26 protein-coding genes and 3 tRNA genes are annotated in these 22,335 nt (G+C 43.8%); 2 read left to right on the top strand and 27 right to left on the bottom strand.

Annotation, left to right across the window (positions count from 1 at the left end; all coding sequences use genetic code 11):
• Positions 1–2: 2 nt before the first annotated feature.
• From MHB64_RS05850 to MHB64_RS05800, 11 genes are all read right to left on the bottom strand, one after another.
• A complete protein-coding gene (locus tag MHB64_RS05850; protein ID WP_341133929.1) occupies positions 3–2,261 on the bottom strand; it encodes a hypothetical protein in 2,259 nt (752 codons plus the stop codon).
• A 60-nt stretch (positions 2,262–2,321) separates the two neighbouring features.
• Complete coding sequence (locus MHB64_RS05845; protein ID WP_341133928.1) at positions 2,322–2,996, bottom strand: TadE family protein; 675 nt, start codon at positions 2,994–2,996, stop codon at positions 2,322–2,324.
• Positions 2,993–3,181 (bottom strand): Flp1 family type IVb pilin, encoded by a 189-nt coding sequence (locus MHB64_RS05840; RefSeq protein WP_094870671.1) that lies wholly within the window; start codon positions 3,179–3,181, stop codon positions 2,993–2,995. Before MHB64_RS05840 ends, MHB64_RS05845 begins: the two co-directional genes overlap by 4 nt.
• Positions 3,182–3,193: 12 nt before the next feature.
• On the bottom strand, positions 3,194–4,069 hold the full coding sequence (locus MHB64_RS05835) for a type II secretion system F family protein (RefSeq protein WP_373455828.1): 876 nt from the start codon (positions 4,067–4,069) through the stop codon (positions 3,194–3,196).
• Between the two features lie 10 nt (positions 4,070–4,079).
• Positions 4,080–4,874: a type II secretion system F family protein gene (locus MHB64_RS05830; RefSeq protein ID WP_256989837.1), complete on the bottom strand. Its 795-nt coding sequence runs from the start codon at positions 4,872–4,874 to the stop codon at positions 4,080–4,082.
• Between the two features lie 31 nt (positions 4,875–4,905).
• Entirely contained in the window at positions 4,906–6,147 is a 1,242-nt protein-coding gene (locus MHB64_RS05825) for a CpaF family protein (protein WP_341133927.1), read from the bottom strand.
• The gene (locus MHB64_RS05820) at positions 6,140–7,303 is read right to left on the bottom strand and encodes a hypothetical protein (protein ID WP_341133926.1); all 1,164 of its coding nucleotides are present in this window, start codon (positions 7,301–7,303) and stop codon (positions 6,140–6,142) included. Before MHB64_RS05820 ends, MHB64_RS05825 begins: the two co-directional genes overlap by 8 nt.
• 187 nt (positions 7,304–7,490) lie before the next feature.
• Complete coding sequence (locus tag MHB64_RS05815) at positions 7,491–7,925, bottom strand: DUF6526 family protein (RefSeq protein WP_094876957.1); 435 nt, start codon at positions 7,923–7,925, stop codon at positions 7,491–7,493.
• A gap of 36 nt (positions 7,926–7,961) precedes the next feature.
• Complete coding sequence (locus MHB64_RS05810) at positions 7,962–8,870, bottom strand: copper amine oxidase N-terminal domain-containing protein (RefSeq protein WP_094870677.1); 909 nt, start codon at positions 8,868–8,870, stop codon at positions 7,962–7,964.
• Between the two features lie 74 nt (positions 8,871–8,944).
• Positions 8,945–9,364: a thiol-disulfide oxidoreductase DCC family protein gene (locus MHB64_RS05805; protein ID WP_094870678.1), complete on the bottom strand. Its 420-nt coding sequence runs from the start codon at positions 9,362–9,364 to the stop codon at positions 8,945–8,947.
• Between the two features lie 93 nt (positions 9,365–9,457).
• Positions 9,458–9,736 carry a hypothetical protein gene (locus tag MHB64_RS05800; RefSeq protein WP_042124803.1) on the bottom strand — a complete coding sequence of 93 codons (279 nt, stop codon included), beginning with the start codon at positions 9,734–9,736 and terminating at the stop codon, positions 9,458–9,460.
• A 339-nt stretch (positions 9,737–10,075) separates the two neighbouring features.
• On the opposite strand from MHB64_RS05800, the gene MHB64_RS05795 reads away from it, so the two are divergent.
• On the top strand, positions 10,076–10,555 hold the full coding sequence (locus MHB64_RS05795; protein WP_341133925.1) for a glutathione peroxidase: 480 nt from the start codon (positions 10,076–10,078) through the stop codon (positions 10,553–10,555).
• Positions 10,556–10,731: 176 nt separating this feature from the next.
• On the opposite strand, the gene MHB64_RS05790 is transcribed toward MHB64_RS05795, so the two are convergent.
• Positions 10,732–10,814: transfer RNA gene (locus MHB64_RS05790), tRNA-Leu, on the bottom strand.
• Positions 10,815–10,897: 83 nt separating this feature from the next.
• A complete protein-coding gene (locus MHB64_RS05785; RefSeq protein ID WP_094874825.1) occupies positions 10,898–11,263 on the bottom strand; it encodes a helix-turn-helix domain-containing protein in 366 nt (121 codons plus the stop codon).
• A gap of 231 nt (positions 11,264–11,494) precedes the next feature.
• On the opposite strand from MHB64_RS05785, the gene MHB64_RS05780 reads away from it, so the two are divergent.
• A complete protein-coding gene (locus MHB64_RS05780) occupies positions 11,495–12,118 on the top strand; it encodes a hypothetical protein (RefSeq protein ID WP_341133924.1) in 624 nt (207 codons plus the stop codon).
• 81 nt (positions 12,119–12,199) lie between these two features.
• On the opposite strand, the gene MHB64_RS05775 is transcribed toward MHB64_RS05780, so the two are convergent.
• The 14 genes from MHB64_RS05775 to phnG form a co-directional block, all read right to left on the bottom strand.
• Positions 12,200–12,282: transfer RNA gene (locus MHB64_RS05775), tRNA-Leu, on the bottom strand.
• 6 nt (positions 12,283–12,288) lie between these two features.
• Positions 12,289–12,360 (bottom strand) — tRNA-Glu (locus tag MHB64_RS05770).
• A gap of 82 nt (positions 12,361–12,442) precedes the next feature.
• Positions 12,443–12,616 (bottom strand): hypothetical protein, encoded by a 174-nt coding sequence (locus MHB64_RS05765; RefSeq protein ID WP_280788724.1) that lies wholly within the window; start codon positions 12,614–12,616, stop codon positions 12,443–12,445.
• Between the two features lie 248 nt (positions 12,617–12,864).
• Positions 12,865–13,734, bottom strand: coding sequence for a PhnE/PtxC family ABC transporter permease (locus MHB64_RS05760; protein WP_341133923.1), 870 nt, complete (start codon positions 13,732–13,734; stop codon positions 12,865–12,867).
• Position 13,735: 1 nt separating this feature from the next.
• Complete coding sequence (locus MHB64_RS05755) at positions 13,736–14,521, bottom strand: ABC transporter permease subunit (protein ID WP_341133922.1); 786 nt, start codon at positions 14,519–14,521, stop codon at positions 13,736–13,738.
• Positions 14,511–15,299 carry a phosphonate ABC transporter ATP-binding protein gene (gene phnC / locus MHB64_RS05750; RefSeq protein ID WP_094874579.1) on the bottom strand — a complete coding sequence of 263 codons (789 nt, stop codon included), beginning with the start codon at positions 15,297–15,299 and terminating at the stop codon, positions 14,511–14,513. The genes MHB64_RS05755 and phnC overlap by 11 nt, the downstream gene beginning before the upstream one ends.
• 41 nt (positions 15,300–15,340) lie before the next feature.
• Positions 15,341–16,402 (bottom strand): phosphate/phosphite/phosphonate ABC transporter substrate-binding protein, encoded by a 1,062-nt coding sequence (locus MHB64_RS05745; protein WP_256990054.1) that lies wholly within the window; start codon positions 16,400–16,402, stop codon positions 15,341–15,343.
• Between the two features lie 97 nt (positions 16,403–16,499).
• Positions 16,500–17,225, bottom strand: a complete 726-nt coding sequence (locus tag MHB64_RS05740; protein WP_341133921.1) for a phosphonate C-P lyase system protein PhnL — start codon at positions 17,223–17,225, stop codon at positions 16,500–16,502.
• A 17-nt stretch (positions 17,226–17,242) separates the two neighbouring features.
• A complete protein-coding gene (phnM, locus tag MHB64_RS05735; RefSeq protein WP_341133920.1) occupies positions 17,243–18,424 on the bottom strand; it encodes a phosphonate metabolism protein PhnM in 1,182 nt (393 codons plus the stop codon).
• 25 nt (positions 18,425–18,449) lie between these two features.
• Positions 18,450–19,304: an ATP-binding cassette domain-containing protein gene (locus tag MHB64_RS05730; protein ID WP_341133919.1), complete on the bottom strand. Its 855-nt coding sequence runs from the start codon at positions 19,302–19,304 to the stop codon at positions 18,450–18,452.
• On the bottom strand, positions 19,301–20,170 hold the full coding sequence (locus MHB64_RS05725; RefSeq protein WP_341133918.1) for an alpha-D-ribose 1-methylphosphonate 5-phosphate C-P-lyase PhnJ: 870 nt from the start codon (positions 20,168–20,170) through the stop codon (positions 19,301–19,303). Before MHB64_RS05725 ends, MHB64_RS05730 begins: the two co-directional genes overlap by 4 nt.
• A 3-nt stretch (positions 20,171–20,173) precedes the next feature.
• The gene (locus tag MHB64_RS05720; RefSeq protein WP_341133917.1) at positions 20,174–21,283 is read right to left on the bottom strand and encodes a carbon-phosphorus lyase complex subunit PhnI; all 1,110 of its coding nucleotides are present in this window, start codon (positions 21,281–21,283) and stop codon (positions 20,174–20,176) included.
• Between the two features lie 4 nt (positions 21,284–21,287).
• Entirely contained in the window at positions 21,288–21,878 is a 591-nt protein-coding gene (gene phnH, locus MHB64_RS05715) for a phosphonate C-P lyase system protein PhnH (RefSeq protein WP_341133916.1), read from the bottom strand.
• A 20-nt stretch (positions 21,879–21,898) separates the two neighbouring features.
• Positions 21,899–22,330, bottom strand: a complete 432-nt coding sequence (phnG, locus tag MHB64_RS05710; RefSeq protein ID WP_094878695.1) for a phosphonate C-P lyase system protein PhnG — start codon at positions 22,328–22,330, stop codon at positions 21,899–21,901.
• Positions 22,331–22,335 lie beyond the last annotated feature (5 nt).

Genomic DNA, 22,335 nt, shown 5'->3' with positions numbered 1-22,335 from the left:
TGCTAGTATGAAAAATCAGCCTGCACTGTTCTCATATATGTACTGCCTTGCACTTCTCCAGAATACCCAGCGCTATAATCCAACAGCTTCACAACACCCGGCAGAAACCATAGCCGCATCCCAAGCTTAATATTAGAAGAGACATACGTACTTCTTTCATCTGGATTTATTCCTGTGTTCAATCGGATTAGAGCCAGCATTCGAGATAACTGAACATTTCCGCCTCCATGCAGCATCATGAACAGACGCAAATGATCGCGATAAGTCAGCTGGGCTGGTAAGTATTTAGACAGTGTTATGGAATTTTTCTCACAGAGTAACAACATGTCCTGAATAGCTTGCTGGATGCCATACAACAGTGCTGCGGCCAGAACGGCCAACGGGTTTCCTAAACTTGCCTTCTCAATAAAACCTTCCATCGTTCGAATAGACAGCCTCATGGCAAATATTTCAGCATACGCTGCGGCTACATTTCCAGCAGGATTATGAAATCCATAAAGAATGTATTCCAGCTCTTGCGCTTGAGGATTAAGCTGGTCTGTAAGTTCGGTTGTACCCTCAGAACCTTTTGCTAGAGTGGCTAGCTTGGAAACGTCAAAATGTTGAAAATAGAACGCAGAATACTCTGTTTGGAAAAGTCTATCTCTAGCTCCTCCCATAATGCCACCCATCGCTGCATAGATTCCGTCCATATCCTCCATTGCCGAACTCCCAGCAGTATACGGGTTAGTGCTTACTTCAGATTTAACAAGTGAATCGGATACTAATTCCTTATTAAAAGCGATATTCTCCTCGTAATATTGACGAAGTGTTTGATAGCTTGTCAGAGAATCTGTCACTCCGTTACCCATCATTCGAATCTTATCAAGCAATGCTTTCGCTTCACCCAGCTTAGATTTTGCTTCTCTCTCCAATTGCTTTCGCTCTTTATCTGAGCTACGGTGCTGTTCGATTACAGCCAAATCACTAACGATAATACTTCCCTTCTTACCGTAATTCTGCAGATAGTTATTCACTACGCGTGAAGCTTCTAGAACAGAAGAGATCATTTGATAGGAGTCACCATATTCACTCAAAGCTTCATACAGCACACCCGACATTCCTGTCACAATCGGTTCGATGGCACCGTAAGCACTTTGCTGCGTGGATATACTATTCTCCATCTGACTTAGATCCGTTGAGGAGAGAATCAGTGCATCTTCCTGCTCACGCAGCTTTTTAAGCGGGTCTGAGCTTATCTCTCCTGAGCTTCCCGGAATATCCCAGTCATTAGCAGGATCATTTGATAGATTCACCCCCTCCATTCGCGACTGTTCCAATATATTTCTCATCTCGTCATTCAATTGCTCTGCCTTCTTTATCGCTTCATTCGCTCCCTCCATTGATCTTTCATGATCTTCTCGAAAAGCTGTTAATAAGCCAGGAAACCGCGATAACATCTCAGTAGTTCGACTCCGATAGAGAGACAATTGATAAGTGTACTTTGCAGGCTTTTTACTATCACGATAAAGATCATCGTAATATTTCCCAAGATAGTCACTATACTGTGCGGGAATATCCGCCGCCGATTGTATACTTCCGAGTGAACTGGCAGAAATGGTCTCTGCAAGCGGATCCATAATCGATTGAAGCAACCTTCTCCCACTCTCCGCAGCCTGTCTTCTCCGTTCTAACATAAGATCCAAAGCCTCTTCCCGCTCGTCATATAACGGCTGTAGCTTACTGAGTAATTCAGTAACCCGTGAGGCCTCTGCCATTACTCCTGACATCGGCTTGAATTTACCTGCCAATTCCAAAGCAAAATCCACAGGAGCCTTATACTTCATTTCCTCCAGTATTTGTCGACTCACAACATCATAGCTACCCAGCGGCCTGCTCCATTTCAAAGATGACGTTTCCAACACGAAGGGTACCAGATTGAACACGTCACTCCTACCACTTTTATGCATATTATCATTGAGTACCTGAGACAGCAGCATATCCCCGTCACTCTCTCCAAAGGCGAATAAACCATACTTTTCTCGTAGCTCAACATCGTAAGATGACATTACAGAGCGAACGCTAGCCCTCGCTAAACGTTCCTCCTGAACATTGAAGGCCGCAATCCGCGCATAGTCAATCAGCACAGCGGTAAACAGAAAGACGAAAGCCAGTACCATAATTAAAAAAATGGATACTGAACCTTCCGTTTTGCCCTTACCCTGCCTTTGTTTCTTTCGACTCTTACCGCTAACAAGGCAACTGCTAAAGATACTCCTCATCAAAACCTCCCTCCTTATCCCTACCTTCAATAGATACAAGATCCATTAGCAAGGAAATATTCACTTATCCTGAAGCTTGGTCATCATCGCGGATGCATCCTTCTTCTCCATGTGGACTCCAGACCCACTAGTACCCTCTGAGCCACCCTTGAACTTAGCCCCGAAGTAACGCATCAGGTCTACCGTACGGATAAACTCAACAGGCTCAGCGATGATAGATTGAGTTCTTACAGTTGGCTTTGCCTCATCAGACAAAACTTCATCAAGTACAGGTAAGTGCAGTAGACGATTTAATTCAGCGCTTACTTTCCGCCCCGTAAGCGTGTAGTCGTAGTTCATATTTCCCGGCATATTATTCGGAATCATAGAGGACGAATGTCTGAGTTTAAGATCTGCTAGATCACTTTCATCTGACACTTCACCAGGTAGCTGTATTGTCACGCCACCTTTCCTAGCTTCTCCGCCGAATAATGAGGCCAGCAACGCATCATCTCCAATTCTCCAATAAAGGGAGTCATACTCACCAGCAGCATAGGAGCCAGAAACCTCTTTATGGCTGTTGTCCCAATTGTAAGCCGCACGCTCAGCAGCCCCTGAGGCTACTTGCAGCAGCATGGACTTTTGGTAGCTATACAAACAAAAGAATAGAAGAAGCATTGTAATACACATGACCATAGGTAGTAGAATTGAAGCTTCAATAGTAAAGCTGCCTCGATCGTCCTTAAGCTTATTCACTCAAATACTTCCTGGCTCTTTTCTCCTGCAGTTTTAATCAAAGCCTCTACTACCTCCTGAATTTTGTCCTTAAACAAAAGAACGACCGCAATCAGTACTGCAATAATCAGAATCATTTCCAGTGTCCCCAGGCCTTCCTCGTCCTTCCAGAAATTCTTCACACTACCCGACATTGTCGTCATCATTAGTTCACCCTCCTACATTTTTAACATCATGAATGCTGGTGTTCCCACCAGTACAATTACTATTAAAAAAATAACTACCATCGGAAAGACTAGTTTAGAGGAAGCTTGCTCCCCTCGCGTTCGGCTGATAGCTTTACGTTTATCCCACAGCATCCGCGAGAGATCGCGTAGCGATAACACAAAATCCGCTCCACCTCTGCGGTAATTCAAAAGAACCGTCGTCGTGAACAACGATACTTCCTGCACTGCACATCTCTTGCTAAAATTCTCGAATGCCTGCTGAAATGAATACCCTCCTTCCCATTCACTGGTCATGATCCTAAGCTCCTTGTATAATGGGTGATTAACATCACCTCGGCGGCTCTCCACACAGCGGATAATCGCCCGTTGTACGGTCTCACCTGCTCCTACCAGCAATACAATGCTGTTCAGAAGTTCTGGTAGCTCGAGCATAATATTTTGCTCTCTCACCCTCACCTTTTTATGCAAATCACTCACCATAGCAGCTGGTAGAGCTACCGCCAAGAAAATACCTAGAATCAGACCTGTCTGATCGCCGCTAAACCCTGTGATCAAACTTCCACCCACAAGCAACAACCAACTGTAGCTAAGCATCTCACCCATGAACAGCAGGGTTCGTTCTGCACTGTAACGCATCCCATAACTTCGCTGCAGGGAACGTTGAATCCTGAACATCAATGATGGAAAACGACTGACAATGCCGCTTTTCTCAATGAGCAGCAGCAGCGGTTCACCCAGCTTCCGAAGTCGTAGTCCTTCCATAGGAAGTTCTCTTAATCCGTCATATCTTTTTCCGCATTTAATTCGTAACAGAGCCCAGACAACAAGTAAAAATATAGTGACTACTGCACATAGCCATCGCATGATTACTTCCCCTTCACAGCGGAATGTCCATTATTTTAGTAGTCCAGAGATAACATAAAAACAAAGCTACTAATGCAAGCGTCGATATAGCTATACCCGCTCCTGTGTACATGGGCTGCATATAGTCTCCTGCAGTCAAACTCATAAAGATCACCATGATTAGTGGAGATATTAACAGCGCTTTCGCTTCGAATTTCTTCTGTGAAATGCTTACAGCAATATCTTGCTGAATATCCAGCTTCTCCCCAATAATCGTAGACGTACGGCGCACTACTTCTACCAGATCGCCGCCTGTACGTTTACATACAGTGAACACGTCAGCGAACCGCTCAATATCTTCCATTCCTGCTCTTGCACTGAAATCCCGAAGCGCTTCCTCCACTGGCTGACCGTATTCCATGCGCGTACAGATAATATTTAGCTCCGAGATCATATCGCCGCCCCCCTCCGGGTCCAGCATACGTAAGTCCTGGACCGCTTCCCGGAAAGCATTCTCGACCGATCGCCCTGCTGAGAGTGAGGAAGACAATGAAAACAACGTCTGTTTAAACTGTAAATTAAGCATACTCCGGCGTCTTTTCAGCAAATAATTACGCAGCATACGAGGTGCATACAGCCCACCAGGCATAAGTAGTAACGATAGTATCCAATGATGATAAAAAAGATAGCCCACTCCAAACAGCAGCATACCACCTACTGCAATAGCCAGAGTTTTCTGTACCAAGGTCAATTCGTATACCGTATAATTCGGCAATAATGAATGGTCTCTGGCATCAGCTTCCTTAGATTTTTCAGCAGCAAACTTAATCTTAAGCACTACTTCTTGCCCCCTTTAGAATTTAAAATCCAGCCTGAGATAACGGGTAGGAGGTTACACCAGCCATTCTAAGCTTTGCTGTATGCATAAGCAGGTTTCCAGAGGAAACTAGCCCCCCTTGTACCCGTCCCTCTCGCTCACCGGATTCTTGAAATTCATATAGAGGGTTTAAGAACACTTCTCCATCTTTCAGGCCTGCAACCTCACTAATCTCCATCACTCGCCTAGAACGATCACGGAGCCTGGATAAATGTACGAAAATATCAATCGCCGATGAAATCTGCTGACGAACAACCGTTACCGGCAGATCCGCTGCACTTAACACCATCGTCTCCAATCGACTGACCATATCGTGCGCACTGTTACTATGCCCTGTGGACAAGCTTCCATCGTGCCCAGTGTTCATCGCCTGTAGCATATCAAGACATTCCGCTCCACGCACCTCACCCACAACAATTCGATTGGGTCTCATCCGCAGTGAAGAACGAATCAAATCTCGAATGGAAATCTCACCTCTACCTTCTGTATTCGCGTTCCTAGTCTCCAGGGATACAAGATTTGGCACCGTTACAATCTGTAGCTCAGCAGAATCTTCTATTGTGATGACCCTCTCCTGTGATGGGATAAACTGAGATAATGCATTTAGAAAGGTGGTCTTCCCCGAGCCGGTTCCCCCGCTTATAAAAATGTTGTATTTAGCAGCTACTAAGATTTGCAGTAGCTCTGCTGCGTCCAGGCTTAAAGCTTCACGGCTCACCAATTCATTCATCGTCATCGGCTTCTCCGGGAATTTACGTATGGTCATCGCGGGTCCTTTCAGCGAGACTGGCGGAAGAACAATATTCACGCGAGATCCATCCTTCAACCGGGCATCAACGATAGGAGAGGAATCATTTACTACCCTGTTAACACCGGATACTACCGTTTGGATAATGTCTTCCAGCCTGCTGCTGGACTCAAATTCCAAAGGAAGACGACGAATCTGACCCTCCTCTTCCACAAAAATCTCAGTATGACTGTTGATCATAATCTCCGTGATCGCCGGGTTGTCCACTAATGGCTGAAGCACATCCAATCCCCGGAAAGAATCAAACAATCTCTTCACTAGCTCATGCTTCTCCTGCGCTGTTAAGTAACGGAGTCTTTCACTTTCTAGAATCGTTCGTTCGATAAACCCGGTAAGTTCACGGTTCTCTACTGCAGATGTTACATCAAGTCCTGCACGAATCTCACTACGCAGCGCCCTGAACATCTCTTCATTCATGCAGGTTCTTCCCGGTAAACACCAGTGGGAGCGCTGGTTCTACAATCCGTTTGCATAACTGCAAAATTTCTCGCTGAAATTGCGGAGAGTTCAAAAAAAGCTCCTCACGGTGTTGCAGTGTCCATGACGGGATAAAAGGGCATATGCCTTCAATGGTAATTCCCTCTGGAGGCACCCACTCTTCCAAGCGATCTACTGCAAAATTCACTACAAATTTACTCTTGTCCATCACATGGGGGGACATTCCAGAGTTAGGAGCAGTGCAATGCGACAGCCATCTCATAGCCTTATACATGCTTACATCATCATTTTTCAGGACCCAAAGTAAAATCCCACTCCGCTGTAGCACAGCTTTCGCACGCTCTTCCTCGATGCTTCCGGTGTCCACAATAACAACATCAAAGTTTCTCTCGGCAACCAGCCGCTCTAATAAATCCAGCGTATCTTGCAAAGTCATCTGCAGCATTTCCTTCACATTAATAACTGGCCTGAAAGAAGCAGTTCGGAGGTGATCATATCTAATGAAGTATTGTCCTAATTCGATCGTATCCGCTTCATCCTTATCTCGATGCGCCTTTATTTCATATAGCAGTCGCTCTAGTCCAGGCGTATGACCTGCAGGGATTCTGAGAAAAAACCCACTGCTGTCAACACTCTCAAGGTTCAAATAAAACACCGAAAGGCCCATTTCACCAAGCTGCTTAGCCATATTCAATGCTATCGTCGTTTTGCCCATGTTGCCGCTAGAAGAGACAACCCCCAGCAACAGCGTTTCATCTAGTACAGAAGCTCCTCTACCTCTTTGAACTTCACATAACTGGAGAAATGCTCCTAGAAGGGAAGGAAGCGCCTGATATTTGGCAATCATCACTCCTCCTCCCAGACTCTTAGCACTCTTACCGAGATAACCTCCATCCTCACTCAAAACTGCCCACGGAACCATGCTTTTCCCCTCTACTAGCCAAGCCTCAATAAAAGAAGAGTCCCCCACAACAGCATCCGGGATGTCCTCTCCCCTCATAAATTCGATAAAAGCATCCATTCGGCTAAAAGCCGTAATACGCAGCATTTCTCCGTACTCGCTGTGATGAAGATAGTGCAGTAAGGGTTCGATATATTGACTTTCACGCACTGCGAGCACAATCCTTGCCGCCATGAAACCACGCTCCTTTCGATAAGAAGAAATCCATTATTTTCTCAAAAAAAGACAGCAAAAAAAGCACCGACAATAACCGTGAATACGGTAATTGAACGGTGCTTCCGTTACTATTCCTTTAATTTACAGCTATAGTAGCATATATATAAGAAGGCAGCAATAAGTTTTTTCACACACTAGCTGGATACTATACTCTCATCTTATCTTCGCGCCAGTACTTAATGGCAGACCGAATATCGGCAGGGTTGAGCTTCTCCTTCACCGCCCGCTGACACAGTGCTGGAAACTCATCATCACCCGCATAACGTAGCGCTATAATTTGGGCTATTTCAAGCTCTGGGCTCAAAGCTTCGCCTGTCAGACGGAAATAGCGAAACTGCTCTTCCACTCTCACCACGCGGTCCTGATTTTTTGTCGCATATATACGAATTCTTGTAATCGCAAAAAGTAAGCATAAGGACATCCCAAATAACAGCAATGGCACCGTTAAAGCACCATCATCACGTATCTCTTGAACAGCATAAATCGTCGACCACACAAACGAAATCAGCGCAAGCGGCATCGTCACAAAATGAAAAGGCCAATCAAAACGCATAAATCCCTTGGGCTTCCCTTTATTCATAATTCATCTCCATATTTTATATGACTTGTAGAGCGTTTAAAGCTTCGTCTCGCCGGGAATAGCCACGATAAAGGGCTTGTTGTTCTCCCAGTTCAGCGACTTCCCTGATACTTTAGTTGTTCCATCCACATTAACGATTCCGCAAATAATCTGACTACCCCATACACTCGTATAATAATAGGCATAGGATGGCGCTAAAACAGGGGCTTTGCCATATTCCTTCGCAATGGGGTGTCCGAATATCGCCGTAAAATCTTTTTTATCAGCCTCTTTCGAATTGTCCAAATCGGCTTCCCATACGACTGTTCTAATGTTGTCTTTAATCTCATAATACGATACAAAATGCCCATAGATTATGAAATATCCATCAGATCTGCCTTCAGGAAAATAATACGACATAGACAACGCTTCATTATCACCCGTTAATTGAGACGGTTCTCTTTCATCAACCGGGAATTGTAAAGCAGCAATGCGGGAAACTACTAAGTCGTTACTAGTATAATTCTGCACAAGCTTTGCATTAGCACGTTCCTGAACCCAGACAGTCTTTGTAGCAGCATCTACCGTTACTCTAGCCCCAAGAGCTTCTGCAATAAATCTCAGCGGTACCGTAACTCTTCCATCCATGATTCTAGCAGGTGCTGCCAGTTGCACAGATTCCGAGTTCTTCCACGCCGTTCGAGAACCTACAGCAAGCTTAAGCTTCATAGAGTCTCTAACGATCGTTACTTGCTTTGTACGGGCTTCCCACTGAATAGAAGTATTCTTGAAGCTCTCAAAAGCCTTCAGCGGAACCATCGTCTGTCCGGAAATGATTTGTACACCGTAATTCAGGCTCGAATTATTCACCATAACCCTGAGCTTAGAATCTGCGGATATCGTCCCCATTGTACCTAAAGAAATTAGCATAAGAATTAAAAGATAAAACCCTACCTTTCGCGCCATCCCTTCACCCCTCGCTACATGTCCTTAACTATACCAAATTATGGTTACATTATAACATCTAGCCAAATTGCGGATTACAAAAATCTTTGTTTGATCTCCGGTGTGGGGAGCAGACACTGCTCATCACGCCCGAACCAACGGTAACGATTCCTTGCAACATAGCGGTAAAGGGTATTCCGTATTGGGCGCGGCACTATAATGAAGATATACGCAGCAGGCCAAGGCCATCTCAATCTACGTGCAATTCGCAGTACAGCAGCCGACTCTGTATAATACATACCGTTCTCCAGCAATACAACTGTGTTCAACTGCCCAGGTTGAAGTCCAGCCTCACTCATTAGCTTAGCGGCAATTTCACTTTGTAAAGGCGCGAATAGAAATTTAGCCTTGGGATCACGCGGGATGATGAAACGAATCAAACCTTGGCATAGATGACACACCCCATCGATCAACACAATGGATTTATTTTGCATAATGTTCAGCTCCTCGTTCATAGCTCCCCCTCCCTATAAAGATAAGTGTATCGTATATTTTGGGTAAACAAAAACGCGGGATAGAATCCCGCGCCAACATGTACCGTTCTTTAATTATTCAGCAATTGCCTTTTCAATCCATTGATCACCGATCATTTGTCCTTCGAAATCAGCAGTGAATGCCTCCATGCATTTACAGATGAAATCTTTGCGGCAAATTGGACATGGAGTTTTAAGCAGGCGGCTGATGTTCGTCATTTTCCATTCCGGAAACCGATTATAAAACGCACGGCACTCCGTTCCATCAGCAAGCTTGATAATGAACTCGTACAATCCTTCCTTATCGTTGCTGCTGGCTTTGGTCACATTCGTAATATTCGGTCTGTAAGACATCTTCATCACCCATTATTTAAATTTTTGGTTGTAAATTGCACACGCAACATATTCTCAGATACTTAGACATATTAAAGAATTTTAAGGGTGATGTCAACCAAAGACGGCTAACACGGAGGCTATTTATTGCTCTTTTCTGATCAACACCTTTATTCAGTCATTATTTCCATAAAATATATACAGATACATTTAATTTATGATCATTCATTTTGCTGTGATTTGATAAACCGAATGGGCGTTAATGGTTCATAGAATTTTCTTATTTGGCTCCCCATCATAAATAGTGTACAATTAAATTGCGATAAATTAAAAATAGGAATTCCAAAGGAGGTGGCATCCATGAGTATTTATGATTTTGAGGTCAACACTCTTCGGGGTGCAGAAGAATCATTGTCCAAGTACAAAGGTAAAGTACTCCTTGTTGTAAATACAGCTAGCAAATGCGGGTTTACGCCTCAGTATAAAGGGCTTCAGGAAGTGTATGATAAATTTAAGGATCGCGGATTCGAAGTGCTTGGTTTCCCAAGCAATCAGTTTGCCGGCCAAGAGCCTGGCGAAAGTGATGAAATTGCAGAATACTGCGAGATTAACTATGGGGTAACTTTCCCCATGTTCGAGAAGATTGATGTAAAAGGCGACGAAGCACATCCATTATTCAAATACTTATCTAAGGAAGCTCCTGGTGTTCTAGGCTCAAAAAAAGTGAAATGGAACTTCACCAAGTTCCTGGTGGATCAAGAAGGCCGTGTCCTTAAGCGTTTTGCTCCTAAAACTACTCCTCAGCAGATCGAATCCTATATCTCCAAGCTTCTGAAATAATCCATTCAATAAGAAATTTTGAAAAAGGGTACTGGCCACATCCCTCAGACCACCAGGTGATATGCGGTCAGTGTCCTTTTTGTCATTATCCATTATACGAAAATACAGCTTTCCGATTGCTCGTTAAGCACAAAAAAAGAATCCTTGCATCGCAAGGATTCTTTCATCATTCTATATGCGGTAGAGAGGACTCGAACCTCCACGGGTATACACCCACTACCCCCTCAAGATAGCGTGTCTGCCATTCCACCACTACCGCGCGGTGAGATAAAACTTAAAACTTTGTTTGAGGTCAACATTCATTATTATAAATGTACTTCCCCAAAATGTAAAGGCGTTGATTCAAGAATTTTCGTCGGCCCATTTCTGCTTACGATATTCAGTGAATGCTAAGTATTCTTCAATGAATTTCCTTTCCTCTGGAAGCAATTCATTCGTTCGATCTTCATTCAACTTCACTTCTCCGAAATCATAGTCCTCATTGCTCTCTTTCAATATTTCAGATGTATTTCTACCTAAAATAAGCCAGTCTAGACTTACATGAAAAAAAGCGCTAATCTCAATCAATTTGTGTGTTCCCGGAGTAGACTTGCCCCGCTTCCAATCTCCCATATTACCTGTGCTTATATTTAACTGCTCACAGAATGATTTCTTAGTGAGACCTTTTTGCTTAATCAAATACTCTATACGTTCATATATGGTCTGCATCCATAATCCACCCTTCACAAAAAAATAAAAAAAGACTTATTTAAGTGATTTACCTATTGCAAAATAACGTAAAAAAGTATATAATTGGTGTTACTATGTATTATCCGATTATATCATATGGTTAGAGTGACGATAAGAGGCGACTCAGGTGACAAGTGTCTGATGTAATGCCGTCTGACCCCCTTTATTAGCTTATCATCCTGAAGGATCTCTAGGAGGGAGCGGTGACTTTTGTCAAAGTGCTTATCATCTTCCATTATCCATTCACTTGAATATCTGCCGCACAATGCGGTGGTCATCAACAGCCAAGGCGTTATCCAGTTCACCAACAGGAAGTGGAAGGCATTTAATCATGAATACGGCCTCTCCCCTCAGAAACAATGGATTGGAGCTTATTATTCAGAGCTTATGCAGGATGTGATCCTCGATTCCGATCAATGGGCCAAGCTTTATGATTCGGTGAAAATTATACTCCGCAGAGAGTATCAGATTTATACCTCTGAGTTCTCCATACAAACCACCAATAAAGGAAGCCGTATCTTTCGTTTAGAGATCTATCCTCTTCTGTCAGATGATCACTTAGACAATGCTTTTATAATTTCTCTATATGATTTGGGCGCATTTAAAGAAGGAGCTCAGTTGTCAGGGATCACAAGCATCTGTTTGACCTGTAAGCCAACACAAGACTTAATTCCCATCTGTGCTTCCTGCAAATCCATTCGAAATTCTAAGGATGAATGGATCAACATTGAACATTTTTTAAAACATCAGCTTTCTCTGCAATTCACCCATGATATTTGCCCAGACTGTGTCAGACAGCTCTATCCCCAATATGCAAGAGCCTTTAAGAACTAAGAGCTAATCAACTTGTCTAATCCTATAAAAAAAAGTAAGAAAACCTCTGCGAAGCAAAGGATTTCTTACTTTTTATTTGTATGCGGTAGAGAGGACTCGAACCTCCACGGGTATACACCCACTACCCCCTCAAGATAGCGTGTCTGCCATTCCACCACTACCGCATAATATGACCCGTATGGGATTCGAACCCATGTTACCTCCGTGAAAGGGAGGTGTCTTAACCCCTTGACCAACGGGCCTTAGCAAGGTTGTCTTAACGTGACAACAAAAATTATGATACCAGAAATATAAGGACATGGCAAGCATTTTTTTCATACCACTTCAGCCTGTAGCATTCTTCGATGCTTCAATCCTCTCTATAGCCCAATCACGTCTAATCCTTGCCTTGATCTCCTCATATTGTTCCCTGGAGTCGCCGTGTATCTCATGAACATAAAGAAGCTTCCTTCTAGGACCATGATCCTCGTAACGAACAAGTTCAATAGTATGATTCACGCAGCAAGCCCACCAAAGATCAGTCCCGCAAGACCGTTATAATAAGACATATCCCCTTGATGTGACTTTTGCATAGGTGATTGAACGTTCTATTTTCCTAATATCCATGTTCCTCACTCCCGCTAACTAACAAAAAAAGAGCCCTTATAGGCTCTAACTTGTGTGTTCTGTTAAACAGATTTATAACTTAACATACTATTTTGAACCAAAACAAATGCTTTTTCTTACAACTAGATTAAAAGAAAGCTTTACACTTTAACCTTCAATGTCTTCTTTAAACGGGTTGCGAGCAGCTCCATCAGAACGGCTAGGACTAAAATGAAATACGTTATAGCTCCAATCTCTCTCACATCATAGTAAAATGCACTCGCCATAAACATATCATATCCAATACCACCTGCTCCTGCCGCGGCTCCCATAGCTACTGCTACAGCGAAGTTAATCTCCAGTCGCATAAAGGTCCAAGAAATTAAGTATGTTATGGACGAAGGAATCACGGCTTGAAAGACAATCTGCCACCAGCCCGCTCCACTTGCTTTCAACGCCTCAATCACTCCGTTATCCAGCTCTTCAAATGATTCTGAGTACGCTTTTACTAGATAGCTAATGGAATGAAAGGTCATACCGATGACAGCTGCAACACTGCCCAGACCAGCGGCAACAGCGAAGATAAGTACCCATAGTACGGTAGGAACTGCGCGGATAAAAGCAACGACACTTCTTACGATGGTCGACAACAGTGGGGAGGATAAATTACGTGATGCTAATAGTCCCAGAAACAAAGCGATCACAGCGCCAAATAATGTTGTTAGAAATGCAAGCCCTAACGTGATTAGCACCTGGTATAACGCATGACTAAAATTGAAATGATTAATAGAAGGTGAAAAGAACATGGTTCGAAGTGTCTGAAGTGTCGAATCAATGGCTGCTCCGAAGTCCAAATCTTTATAATCAAAGGAGAAAAATCCATACACGGTTAGAAAAGCGAGCACGAGCAATGTCATTATAATCGCAAACGAGCCTTTGTTGAACGGCTTTCTCGGGATCAACTCATCTGGGGAGCGATCATTGTAGTGCTCTCGTTCATAGGGGGCTCGAACAACTTCTTGAAGTTCCATACTACAAAATCACCCTCCTGACATAGTTGGAGACTGCTTCAATAATAAATATTACGGCTATAATTGCGATCACTACTAGAGAAGCAGAGCTGTAGTTCAAGCTTTTATAATATAAGCTGAATAAAAAGCCAACACCTGTCCCTGTTAATATCCCGATGAGTGTAGCCTGTCTAATATTTGTTTCTATCATAAATAGAATCCAACTAATAAGCTGCGGAATACTGGATGGAATCACCGAATGTACGATAATTGAGAAATAGCTGGCACCTGTCGCTCGTAAAGCTTCCACAGAGCTATTACTAACCTCATCAATAGATTCCATAAAAGCACGGGTTAGAAATCCAAAGGAGCCAAAGAAAAGGGCAAAATACCCTGTCATCACGCTCTGCCCAAAAGAAATCAGTAGGATCATCGACCATGCAGCGACATCAATGTTCCGAAACAAGGTGGCGATCCAGCGGCTCAATAAACTAAATACACCGCCTACACCAGTCGTAGTGGAGCCAAGTATAGCAAAAAAGAAAGCGAATATAGCCGCTACCGTTGTTGCAGCGATCGACACCAGCAAGGTCTCCATTAAGGAATCCAGAATATTAGGTAGCCGCGTCATTGCTCTTGCATTCGGATAAAAGTTGCTAACGGCCCACTCCGCCGCCTTCGGTATAGACGTAAAGCCCTTAACCATATCATATTGTGTAATGATGATTGCAGCCATCGTGATAAGAAAAAGCAATGCACAATAGAGTGACGTGTTTAAACGTTTACGAAGAAAGAACCTATCCTGCATACGTATCCCTTTCTTCCGTCATATATTCATCCAGCTCTGCTCCATAAATGGTTCTCAGCAGTTCATTTGTGATTTCAGATGGAGGGCCATCGTAAACAATCGATCCCTCGTTCACGCCAATAATGCGGTCAGAAAACTTCATAGCTACATCCACCTGATGCAAATTAATAATTACAGTAATCCCCATATCAGAACAAATCCTCCGCAAATACTCCATAATTGTCTTGGAAGCATTTGGATCCAGCGAGGCGATCGGCTCATCACAGAGAAGCAGTTTAGGATTTTGCACTAGTGCCCGTGCAATGCCGACACGTTGCTTTTGTCCTCCGCTCAATTGATCACAGCGCTTATGAACTTGCTCCTGCAGACCAAGAAGGTTCAAGATATGATAGGCCTGCTTCTTCTCTTCCTTCGAATAGAGACCAAGTATGCCTGCCATGGTCGACTTGTAACCCAGTCGGCCATGCAAGACATTCTCAATGACACTTAAACGATTTACGAGATTATAATGTTGAAAGATCATTCCGATTTGAGTTCGAAGCTTCTTTAACTCACTTTTTTTATAATTCATAATATTATCGGTTTCAAACATGATTTCTCCGCTGCTAGCATCGATCATACGGTTAATACAACGAAGGAGAGTGGATTTACCTGCTCCCGAAGGTCCAATAATGGACAGGAACTCTCCTTCTTTCACAGCGAAGTTGACATCAGATAACGCTCTTGTATCCTTGCTGTATTGTTTTGATACGTGCTTGAATTCCAATAACGTTGTCATAGTTAACTCCCTCGTTAGATCAATGTCTTCTTGCTGCCCAATTATTGCGTCAATTCTCTGATCGGATTGAACCATGCATCATCAACGGTTAAGAATTTTTCATTTCCTGATTTTTGCTTGAAAATGCCTGTTTCCTTTGAATCTTTTGGAAGGAAAATTTTCGTATTCTTAGTCACAGCATCAGAGGTAAATAACGTCTCAAGCTTCTTTTGATCTTCTGCGCTTACCGTTTCCGTATTAATTGTAATCGGTGAGTTCAATACCGCTGTTGTAGAAATTAACGAGAATTCCTTACCAATCAAGGTATTGAATGGCTCTGCAGCGCCTTCCTTCACTTTATAAACTGCACCTGGCTTACTGTCTGTTCCGGACTCCAGATCCACATAGTTGGCTACACATGTATCACAAAATGCCGCAACGTCAGCTTTACCAGTCAGCAGGTTAACCGCGGAACCTTGGTGAGAGCCCCCATAAAGTACTTCACTAAAAAATTCATCCTTGCCGCCTTGTAAAAGATCATCGCTCGTAAGGCTCTTGTACTTATCCTGTGTACCAAAATAACCCAAGATACCCGCTACTGGAACTTTAAATCCTGAAGTAGAAGAGTTCGAGACAAATGAGAATTTCTTACCCACAATATTATCGATAGCAAATTTGTCACCAGTCTTGTAAGCTTCTTCTTCCCCTTTTTTCACGCTTAGCCAGCTGTAATACAAAGCATCATCGAGCGTCCCAGACTCCCCACTAGGTACCACCAGCGGAAGTACTTTATCGTTCTTGGCATGTGCTTCAACGTATCCTTGTGGTCCCATAAAAGACATATCCGCATTGCCATTTGCGATAGCTTCGATCGCGATTATATAGTCGGTTGTTGTTTGATTAATTACTTTTTTCCCTGTAGCATCGCCAATAAGTTTGGAAAATTCATCGCGAGTAGCTTGCAGATCCGCCCCTGATTCATTTGGATACCATACCATGGTGATTGTATCCTTTGATTTCGTTGTTGAATCTGCTGCTCCAGATGCCTCACTATCATTTGAACTGCAACCTGCTACCGTGATGAGTGATAGTGTAAGAATTGTTGATAGTAACATCTTTTTCACTTGAATTTACCCCTCTCAAATCCTAATTTATCTTTCTTAACTCCATTGTATATCTGGAATATTTTCGTGATATATTCTTAATGTTTACTTTATTTAATTAATTTGTAATTTTTTCGTTATTACTTGAAAGACTCATATGCCCACCCTCGATGTGGTACTCTCGATTACAGAGATCATGCATAAATTCAAGATCATGAAAAATCCCCAGCATGGTCGTACCTTCCTTCATTAGCTGTTCAATCAATATCTTCACCTTAAGTTTAGAAGCTTGATCAAGGCTTGCTGTAGGCTCATCCAATAAGAGAAGTCTTGGCCGCTTCACCATCGCTCTAGCAATATTCAAACGAAGCTTTTCACCACCAGAAAATGTAGCTGGATAGCTGTCCCATAAGCTGTGATCCAGTTCAAAGTGCTCCAGCATACGTACGGTTTCAGCTTCAGCGATCTCCTGCTCATGTCCCATTTCCATGATCGCTTCACGAACAAGCTCTCTTGCTGTTGTCCGCGGCATCACATTCAAAAATTGCGAGACATAACCTATCTCAAATTTTCGCAATTCAATGATCATTCGCTCAGAAGCCGTTGTCAGATCAATGACGCCATATTTCGACGAATGGTACCATATGTTGCCCGTATGAGGCAGATATGTACGGTAAATACATTTCAGAATCGTCGACTTGCCGCTTCCGCTCTTGCCAGTAATCCCAACAAACTCTCCTGCTTGTAAATGCAAGTTCACATCCTGTGCAGCCGGAATATGTTTATTCAGATTATGCAATGTAAATGATTTGGACAGATGTTTGATCGATAACAGATGATCCACGTCATCACCACCTTGGATTAAATTCTGTAATTCGTTTTCTGAATCAGCCTGCCATCTACAATTACACCTGTAACTACTGGGAAGTGATCTGGCTCCAGTCGTTCGATAATCAGTAAATCGGCCTTTTTGCCTACCGTTATGGAGCCGTAATCCTCTGCGATATTCACCGCTTGAGCTGGATGCAAAGTTACTAGCTTAAACATCTCTACTAAATCCAGTGGAAAAGAGCCTGCGAGCTGGAACACAGCATGGAGCATAGAAGCTGGATAATAGTCACTACATAGAATATCGATGCAACCATCCTGCACGGCTTCCGTTGCAGATAAATTACCGGTATGTGAGCCGCCAAGGATGACGTTCGGCGCACCTGCTACCGTGAATAACCCCATTTCTTTAGCCTTGCGAGCAATCTCCAACGTGATTGGAAACTCACTGATCGCCGTCCCGAAGCTCTTCACAAGATCTAACTTTTCCAGTGAATCATCATCATGCGAGGCGATTGCTATGTTTCTCGCACTTGCGAGCTCTGCAATTTCCCGAATCACATCAACAGTCATTTTCTCCTTCGTCTGATGATTCTCGATCAGTACCGCAATCCGATCATCTGATAGGGTATCGTAGCCAAGAACCGTTGTCTTGTACACTTCCAGATCACGATATTGACCTTGACCAGGGGTATGATCCATGAAGGAAACAAGATGCACTTTTTCTTCTTCAATGTAGCTTTTCAAATTATCAACTTGGTCGATATTATCAATCTCAAAACGAGCATGGAACCGATGACGAACCAAGTGCTTACGGGTATGTGTGCTATCAATTAAATCAATCAGCTTGCGTACATTTTCCGGCTCTCGAATTGGGCGATATTTGTAATCGGCAGATTTAAATATCGACAAGGAATGGTACATTGTCGTAATCCCATGGCCGATGAGTTCTTTTTCTGTCTCCCGTAGCCCAATCTGGAAATCTATCAGTGAAGTAGGTCTAGGTGCTGTCATATGTTCGATATAATCGGAATGAATGTCGATCATGCCAGGTGTTATATAACCTCCGTTTGCATCGACAACTTCCATATCCACATCTGGTGTCACCTCTCCGCGAGGGATAATCTGAGCAATCCGATCTTCATGGATGAGCAAATCATAATCAACTAGTAGGGCTTCATCCGTAATAATTGTTCCGTTTGTTATTAATAACATCAGATGACCTCCTCCTGAGAAATCTCTATAATAATGAATGGACAAGCTGTTGCGTATAGGCGTGCTGCGGATCTTCAAGTATTTGATCCGTTAAGCCTTGTTCCACGATTCTGCCATCTAACATCACCATCGTTCGATCTGCTAGCATACGGATAACACCAAGATCATGCGATACGAGAAGTATGCTGATCTTCAGTTCACGCTGCAGATGCTTTATCAAGTCCAGCACATTCGCTTGGACAGATAAATCCAGTCCCGTTGTTACTTCATCTAACAGCAGAATGGGAGGATTATTGGATAGCGCCTTGGCGATTTGTACCCGCTGCTGCATACCTCCGGAGAAATTCTTGGGTGCTTCCTTCATCCTTGCAAGGGGAATATGAACACGTTCCAGCAGCTCGCCACCACGATTCTCCATCATCGCAACGTTGCGATTGCCCGCTGCAATCATCTTCTCGGCAATATTGCCGATAGACGAGAACTTCATCCGAAGCCCTAGTACGGGATTCTGATAGACTTTTCCCATCAGATGATTACGTATAAATTTCTTCTGCTGAGAGGACTCCATGAAAATATTTCGCAGCCCCTCCTTATATTGTTGAATCTGCCCTTCGCCTGATGTAACCTCTTCATCGAAGTATAAACAACGCATCAATGTCGACTTTCCACTTCCACTCTCCCCTACAATCCCTAACACTTCTCCAGGGTATAAATCGAAGGAAATATCCTGACAGCCATACACCGTGCCACAAGTGCGGCAGAAGTTTTTTTCCAATTGACGATGCTCCGGTTGACTGCACTGCTTACAGCCTGGGCCAAATTGCTTATTGAGATTCTTCACGGTCATGATAGGTTTATCTTGCTGACGCTGAGCAATCATGAGATCACCTCTTTTAACACTTTGTTCTCAGCCTGCTGATTCAAGCGATCTAGGCAGTAGCTCGTATCATTGCATTGATAGTAGGTTTCGTCCGCTTCCTGGTCATACAGCTCATCCATGAATGTATCCTCGGCTCCGCATATTTTGCAGCTATGCCCATTGAACGTCTCAGGCTCAAACGGAACATCGTCAAAAGCCATCGAAACCACCTTTGTATAGGGTGGGACTGCATAAATCTTCTTCTCACGACCTGCTCCAAGCAGGATCAGTGCATCCGAATAATGCAGCTTCGAATTATCAAATTTAGGAATGGGACTTGGTGCCATGACATAACGATCTTGCACGCTAACGGGATGATCTGCACCTGTAGAAACGGACCGGTACTTCATAATTTGCTCGAACAACATTAACCAAGCACCGCTGTAGTCATTCTCCCCATGCAGACGCTTCGTCTTTAGCTCACTGGATTCATACATCCGCAGCGGCTCCGGCATCGGAACCTGAAGCACCAGAATTTGATTTGATTTGAGGGGAATCTCTGGAATACGATGGCGAGATTGAATGAGTGTAGCTGCTTCTGTATCCTCTACGGATGGGACTCCTGTCGTTCGGTCGATCAGCTTCTTGATACTAACGGCATTCACAGATTCATCCGAGCCTTGGTCAATAACCTTCAGAACATCGTTTTTTCCAATTAACGACAGTGTGAGCTGCAATCCTCCCGTTCCCCAACCCCGACCGACAGGCAGCTCCCGCGAAGCAAACGGCACCTGGTATCCAGGAATCGCTATGGCTTTTAATGTCGCTCTACGAATTTCGCGCTTTGACCCTTCATCAAGAAATGCAAAGTTATATTGGATTCGCATGGCCTATCCCTCCCTACGCGTCTTGCGCACATCGTTCAGCTTTGCCTGGAATGTAACATAGTGCGGCATTTTCAAATGCGAGATAAAGCCCGTTGATTCTACAGAATCGATATGAAATAGAACGAACTCCTCGTTCTGCGTTGGTATGGTTTTATCACCTTGCTCAAGACTTTTGTCCAAGATGCTCATCGCGATCGCTTTTGTTTCATTCTGTCCATAACACAATCCATAGCCGAACTCTAAATTTAATTCCTTCTTCCCGTTTTCCCGTTCGACCATGGCAGGAACAAGCATCTCCACTTCAGTCACCTTGATATCCCCGATAAAATAACTATCATCCTCATTATCTGAAGGATACAGCGGGCTATCGATGTATACCGGAAGTAACCCAACGCGGAGCTCTCCGACAGTGGGATGCACCATACCGTAGCCTCGAATGACAGCATAAGCGAGTGACGTAAGAGCCCCTGTCTGCCCACGGGTCAAGATTTGGAGCTTCTCACTGCGGCTTGCAGGAAATGTTAAGCTCGTTCGGGTAACATCGTCTGGTTCACTGAAGTCGGTGGGACAGTCGGCAATCAGACCTTCTTGGCGCAGGTAATCCAGCACTTTCGGGACAGAACCGACTTGTGAAGTGATTTCCTGCTCGTCGCCATTCACCTGATCTTGGTTGAATTCCTGGAGCCAATGTTCAACCGTTATCTCCGTCTCATCCATCAGGTCGAAATCCAATAAGCGATGAGAGTAATCTGTGGATGCGCCTAAAATCTGCCCGCCAGGGATATCCTTAAACGAAGCCGAAATTCGTCTTTCGACACGCATCTCATCTGAACTTACATCTTTTGAATAATGCTTACGAGGCAAGGTCGAGCGATAGGCTCGCAGTAGGAAAACAGCTTCCTCCGGGCTACCTTCCGCTTGCTTAATGGCAAGCGCTGCAAGCTCCTCGCTATATAAGCTACTCTCCGACATCACTTGGTCAACAAGACCACGCATGCCTGCTTTTATGGCTTCAACCTTTAGTACCTTGCCACTACGTAATCGCTCATACTGCAGTCGTAGTAACGATTGTTCAATGGCCTCCGTACCACCTTTCACTGCTACGTAACCCATATGGCTATACCTCCTCTTTCACGACCTGTGTCGTTCTTGGTAAGGCAAGAACTCTATGGTCTACATCTGTAAACAGAAGATCTACACCTAACGGAAACTCACTGTTACGATCAGCACGAAGTTCAACCCAATCTTCTCTCATATTCATAGCTATGGAAGCTGTAGTCAGGATTCCAGGACCTGATAGACGCAATGTTGTACCACCGAATAAATCCTCTACTTCAACAATGATCGTGGCTGCCGCATGAGGATCAATCAACTCACCGACTTTCGCCGCTTGTATCGTTTCAAGCCAGGCACCAGAAACAGCATCCTCCAGCACAAAAATATAATCTGCCGCTTCAATGGCCGCTTCCTTTGCATAGGTCATTTGGCTAAATAAGCTAGTTATCTCTGCTGCTCGCGAAGAAACAATACTGAAGGTAACTTCTGTATCTAGCAGGGTGCGAGCGATCAATTGAGTACTGGGAAACACGCCTTGATTATCCAGCTTCTCAGCCTCTTGCGAGAGATCTGTGATCGTACCTGGTCTTGACATGCTGTGAACTAATTTGCGGTATACTGATTGAATATCATGAACCATATCGAGCATCATATATGTTCTCCCTTCGGATCTCATTCTGAGTCGGTGTCCATCGTCTCAAAATCTACTTTCGTTCGCATTACTTTAGCGTGTTCTGCTAGATAGGCTTGTTCAAGAAGGGCATGTTCCATATATAGCTTGGCAGACCATGCCGCTGTCTCCACTAATTCAGCCGCATAAGCCGCGTCAATTACAGCAAGGTCATACGATTTTTCAGGCTCGTCACCCTTAATAAGTCCTACACCCATTTTCCCGGCAATCTGGACCTTACACTCCGTAACTAGCACCTCACCCAAATAAAACAGGCTTTTCTTAGCTGTTTCTCTGACCTTTACCATTACTAGACCATGATTAGGTTCCTCTATTAGGTCAATTTCGTAACGGCCTTTGATCTCATCAGCCAGAACAGTTGCTAGATTAGATGAGCTATTAATTAATGTTTCAGTTCGTTGTCTACGGTTCATTTACG

It is taken from the genome of Paenibacillus sp. FSL K6-2859, from assembly GCF_038008265.1.
GTDB classification, from domain to species: Bacteria; Bacillota; Bacilli; order Paenibacillales; family Paenibacillaceae; genus Paenibacillus_AQ; species Paenibacillus_AQ nitricinens.
This window is presented reverse-complemented; position numbering and strand designations above follow the sequence as displayed.

What these genes read in the sequence shown, in the direction of transcription:
- MHB64_RS05840 (WP_094870671.1), bottom strand. Translation starts at nt 3,181, where the DNA reads ATGATGACGACAATGTCGGGTAGTGTGAAGAATTTCTGGAAGGACGAG.
- MHB64_RS05720 (WP_341133917.1), bottom strand. Translation starts at nt 21,283, where the DNA reads ATGGGTTACGTAGCAGTGAAAGGTGGTACGGAGGCCATTGAACAATCG.
- MHB64_RS05820 (WP_341133926.1), bottom strand. Translation starts at nt 7,303, where the DNA reads ATGGCGGCAAGGATTGTGCTCGCAGTGCGTGAAAGTCAATATATCGAA.
- MHB64_RS05800 (WP_042124803.1), bottom strand. Translation starts at nt 9,736, where the DNA reads ATGTCTTACAGACCGAATATTACGAATGTGACCAAAGCCAGCAGCAAC.
- phnC (WP_094874579.1), bottom strand. Translation starts at nt 15,299, where the DNA reads ATGACAACGTTATTGGAATTCAAGCACGTATCAAAACAATACAGCAAG.
- MHB64_RS05815 (WP_094876957.1), bottom strand. Translation starts at nt 7,925, where the DNA reads ATGAATAAAGGGAAGCCCAAGGGATTTATGCGTTTTGATTGGCCTTTT.
- MHB64_RS05805 (WP_094870678.1), bottom strand. Translation starts at nt 9,364, where the DNA reads ATGAACGAGGAGCTGAACATTATGCAAAATAAATCCATTGTGTTGATC.
- phnH (WP_341133916.1), bottom strand. Translation starts at nt 21,878, where the DNA reads ATGATGCTCGATATGGTTCATGATATTCAATCAGTATACCGCAAATTA.
- phnG (WP_094878695.1), bottom strand. Translation starts at nt 22,330, where the DNA reads ATGAACCGTAGACAACGAACTGAAACATTAATTAATAGCTCATCTAAT.
- MHB64_RS05810 (WP_094870677.1), bottom strand. Translation starts at nt 8,870, where the DNA reads ATGGCGCGAAAGGTAGGGTTTTATCTTTTAATTCTTATGCTAATTTCT.
- phnM (WP_341133920.1), bottom strand. Translation starts at nt 18,424, where the DNA reads ATGTTATTAATAACAAACGGAACAATTATTACGGATGAAGCCCTACTA.
- MHB64_RS05725 (WP_341133918.1), bottom strand. Translation starts at nt 20,170, where the DNA reads ATGCGAATCCAATATAACTTTGCATTTCTTGATGAAGGGTCAAAGCGC.
- MHB64_RS05785 (WP_094874825.1), bottom strand. Translation starts at nt 11,263, where the DNA reads ATGCAGACCATATATGAACGTATAGAGTATTTGATTAAGCAAAAAGGT.
- MHB64_RS05825 (WP_341133927.1), bottom strand. Translation starts at nt 6,147, where the DNA reads ATGAATGAAGAGATGTTCAGGGCGCTGCGTAGTGAGATTCGTGCAGGA.
- MHB64_RS05850 (WP_341133929.1), bottom strand. Translation starts at nt 2,261, where the DNA reads ATGAGGAGTATCTTTAGCAGTTGCCTTGTTAGCGGTAAGAGTCGAAAG.
- MHB64_RS05795 (WP_341133925.1), top strand. Translation starts at nt 10,076, where the DNA reads ATGAGTATTTATGATTTTGAGGTCAACACTCTTCGGGGTGCAGAAGAA.
- MHB64_RS05760 (WP_341133923.1), bottom strand. Translation starts at nt 13,734, where the DNA reads ATGGAACTTCAAGAAGTTGTTCGAGCCCCCTATGAACGAGAGCACTAC.
- MHB64_RS05755 (WP_341133922.1), bottom strand. Translation starts at nt 14,521, where the DNA reads ATGCAGGATAGGTTCTTTCTTCGTAAACGTTTAAACACGTCACTCTAT.
- MHB64_RS05730 (WP_341133919.1), bottom strand. Translation starts at nt 19,304, where the DNA reads ATGATTGCTCAGCGTCAGCAAGATAAACCTATCATGACCGTGAAGAAT.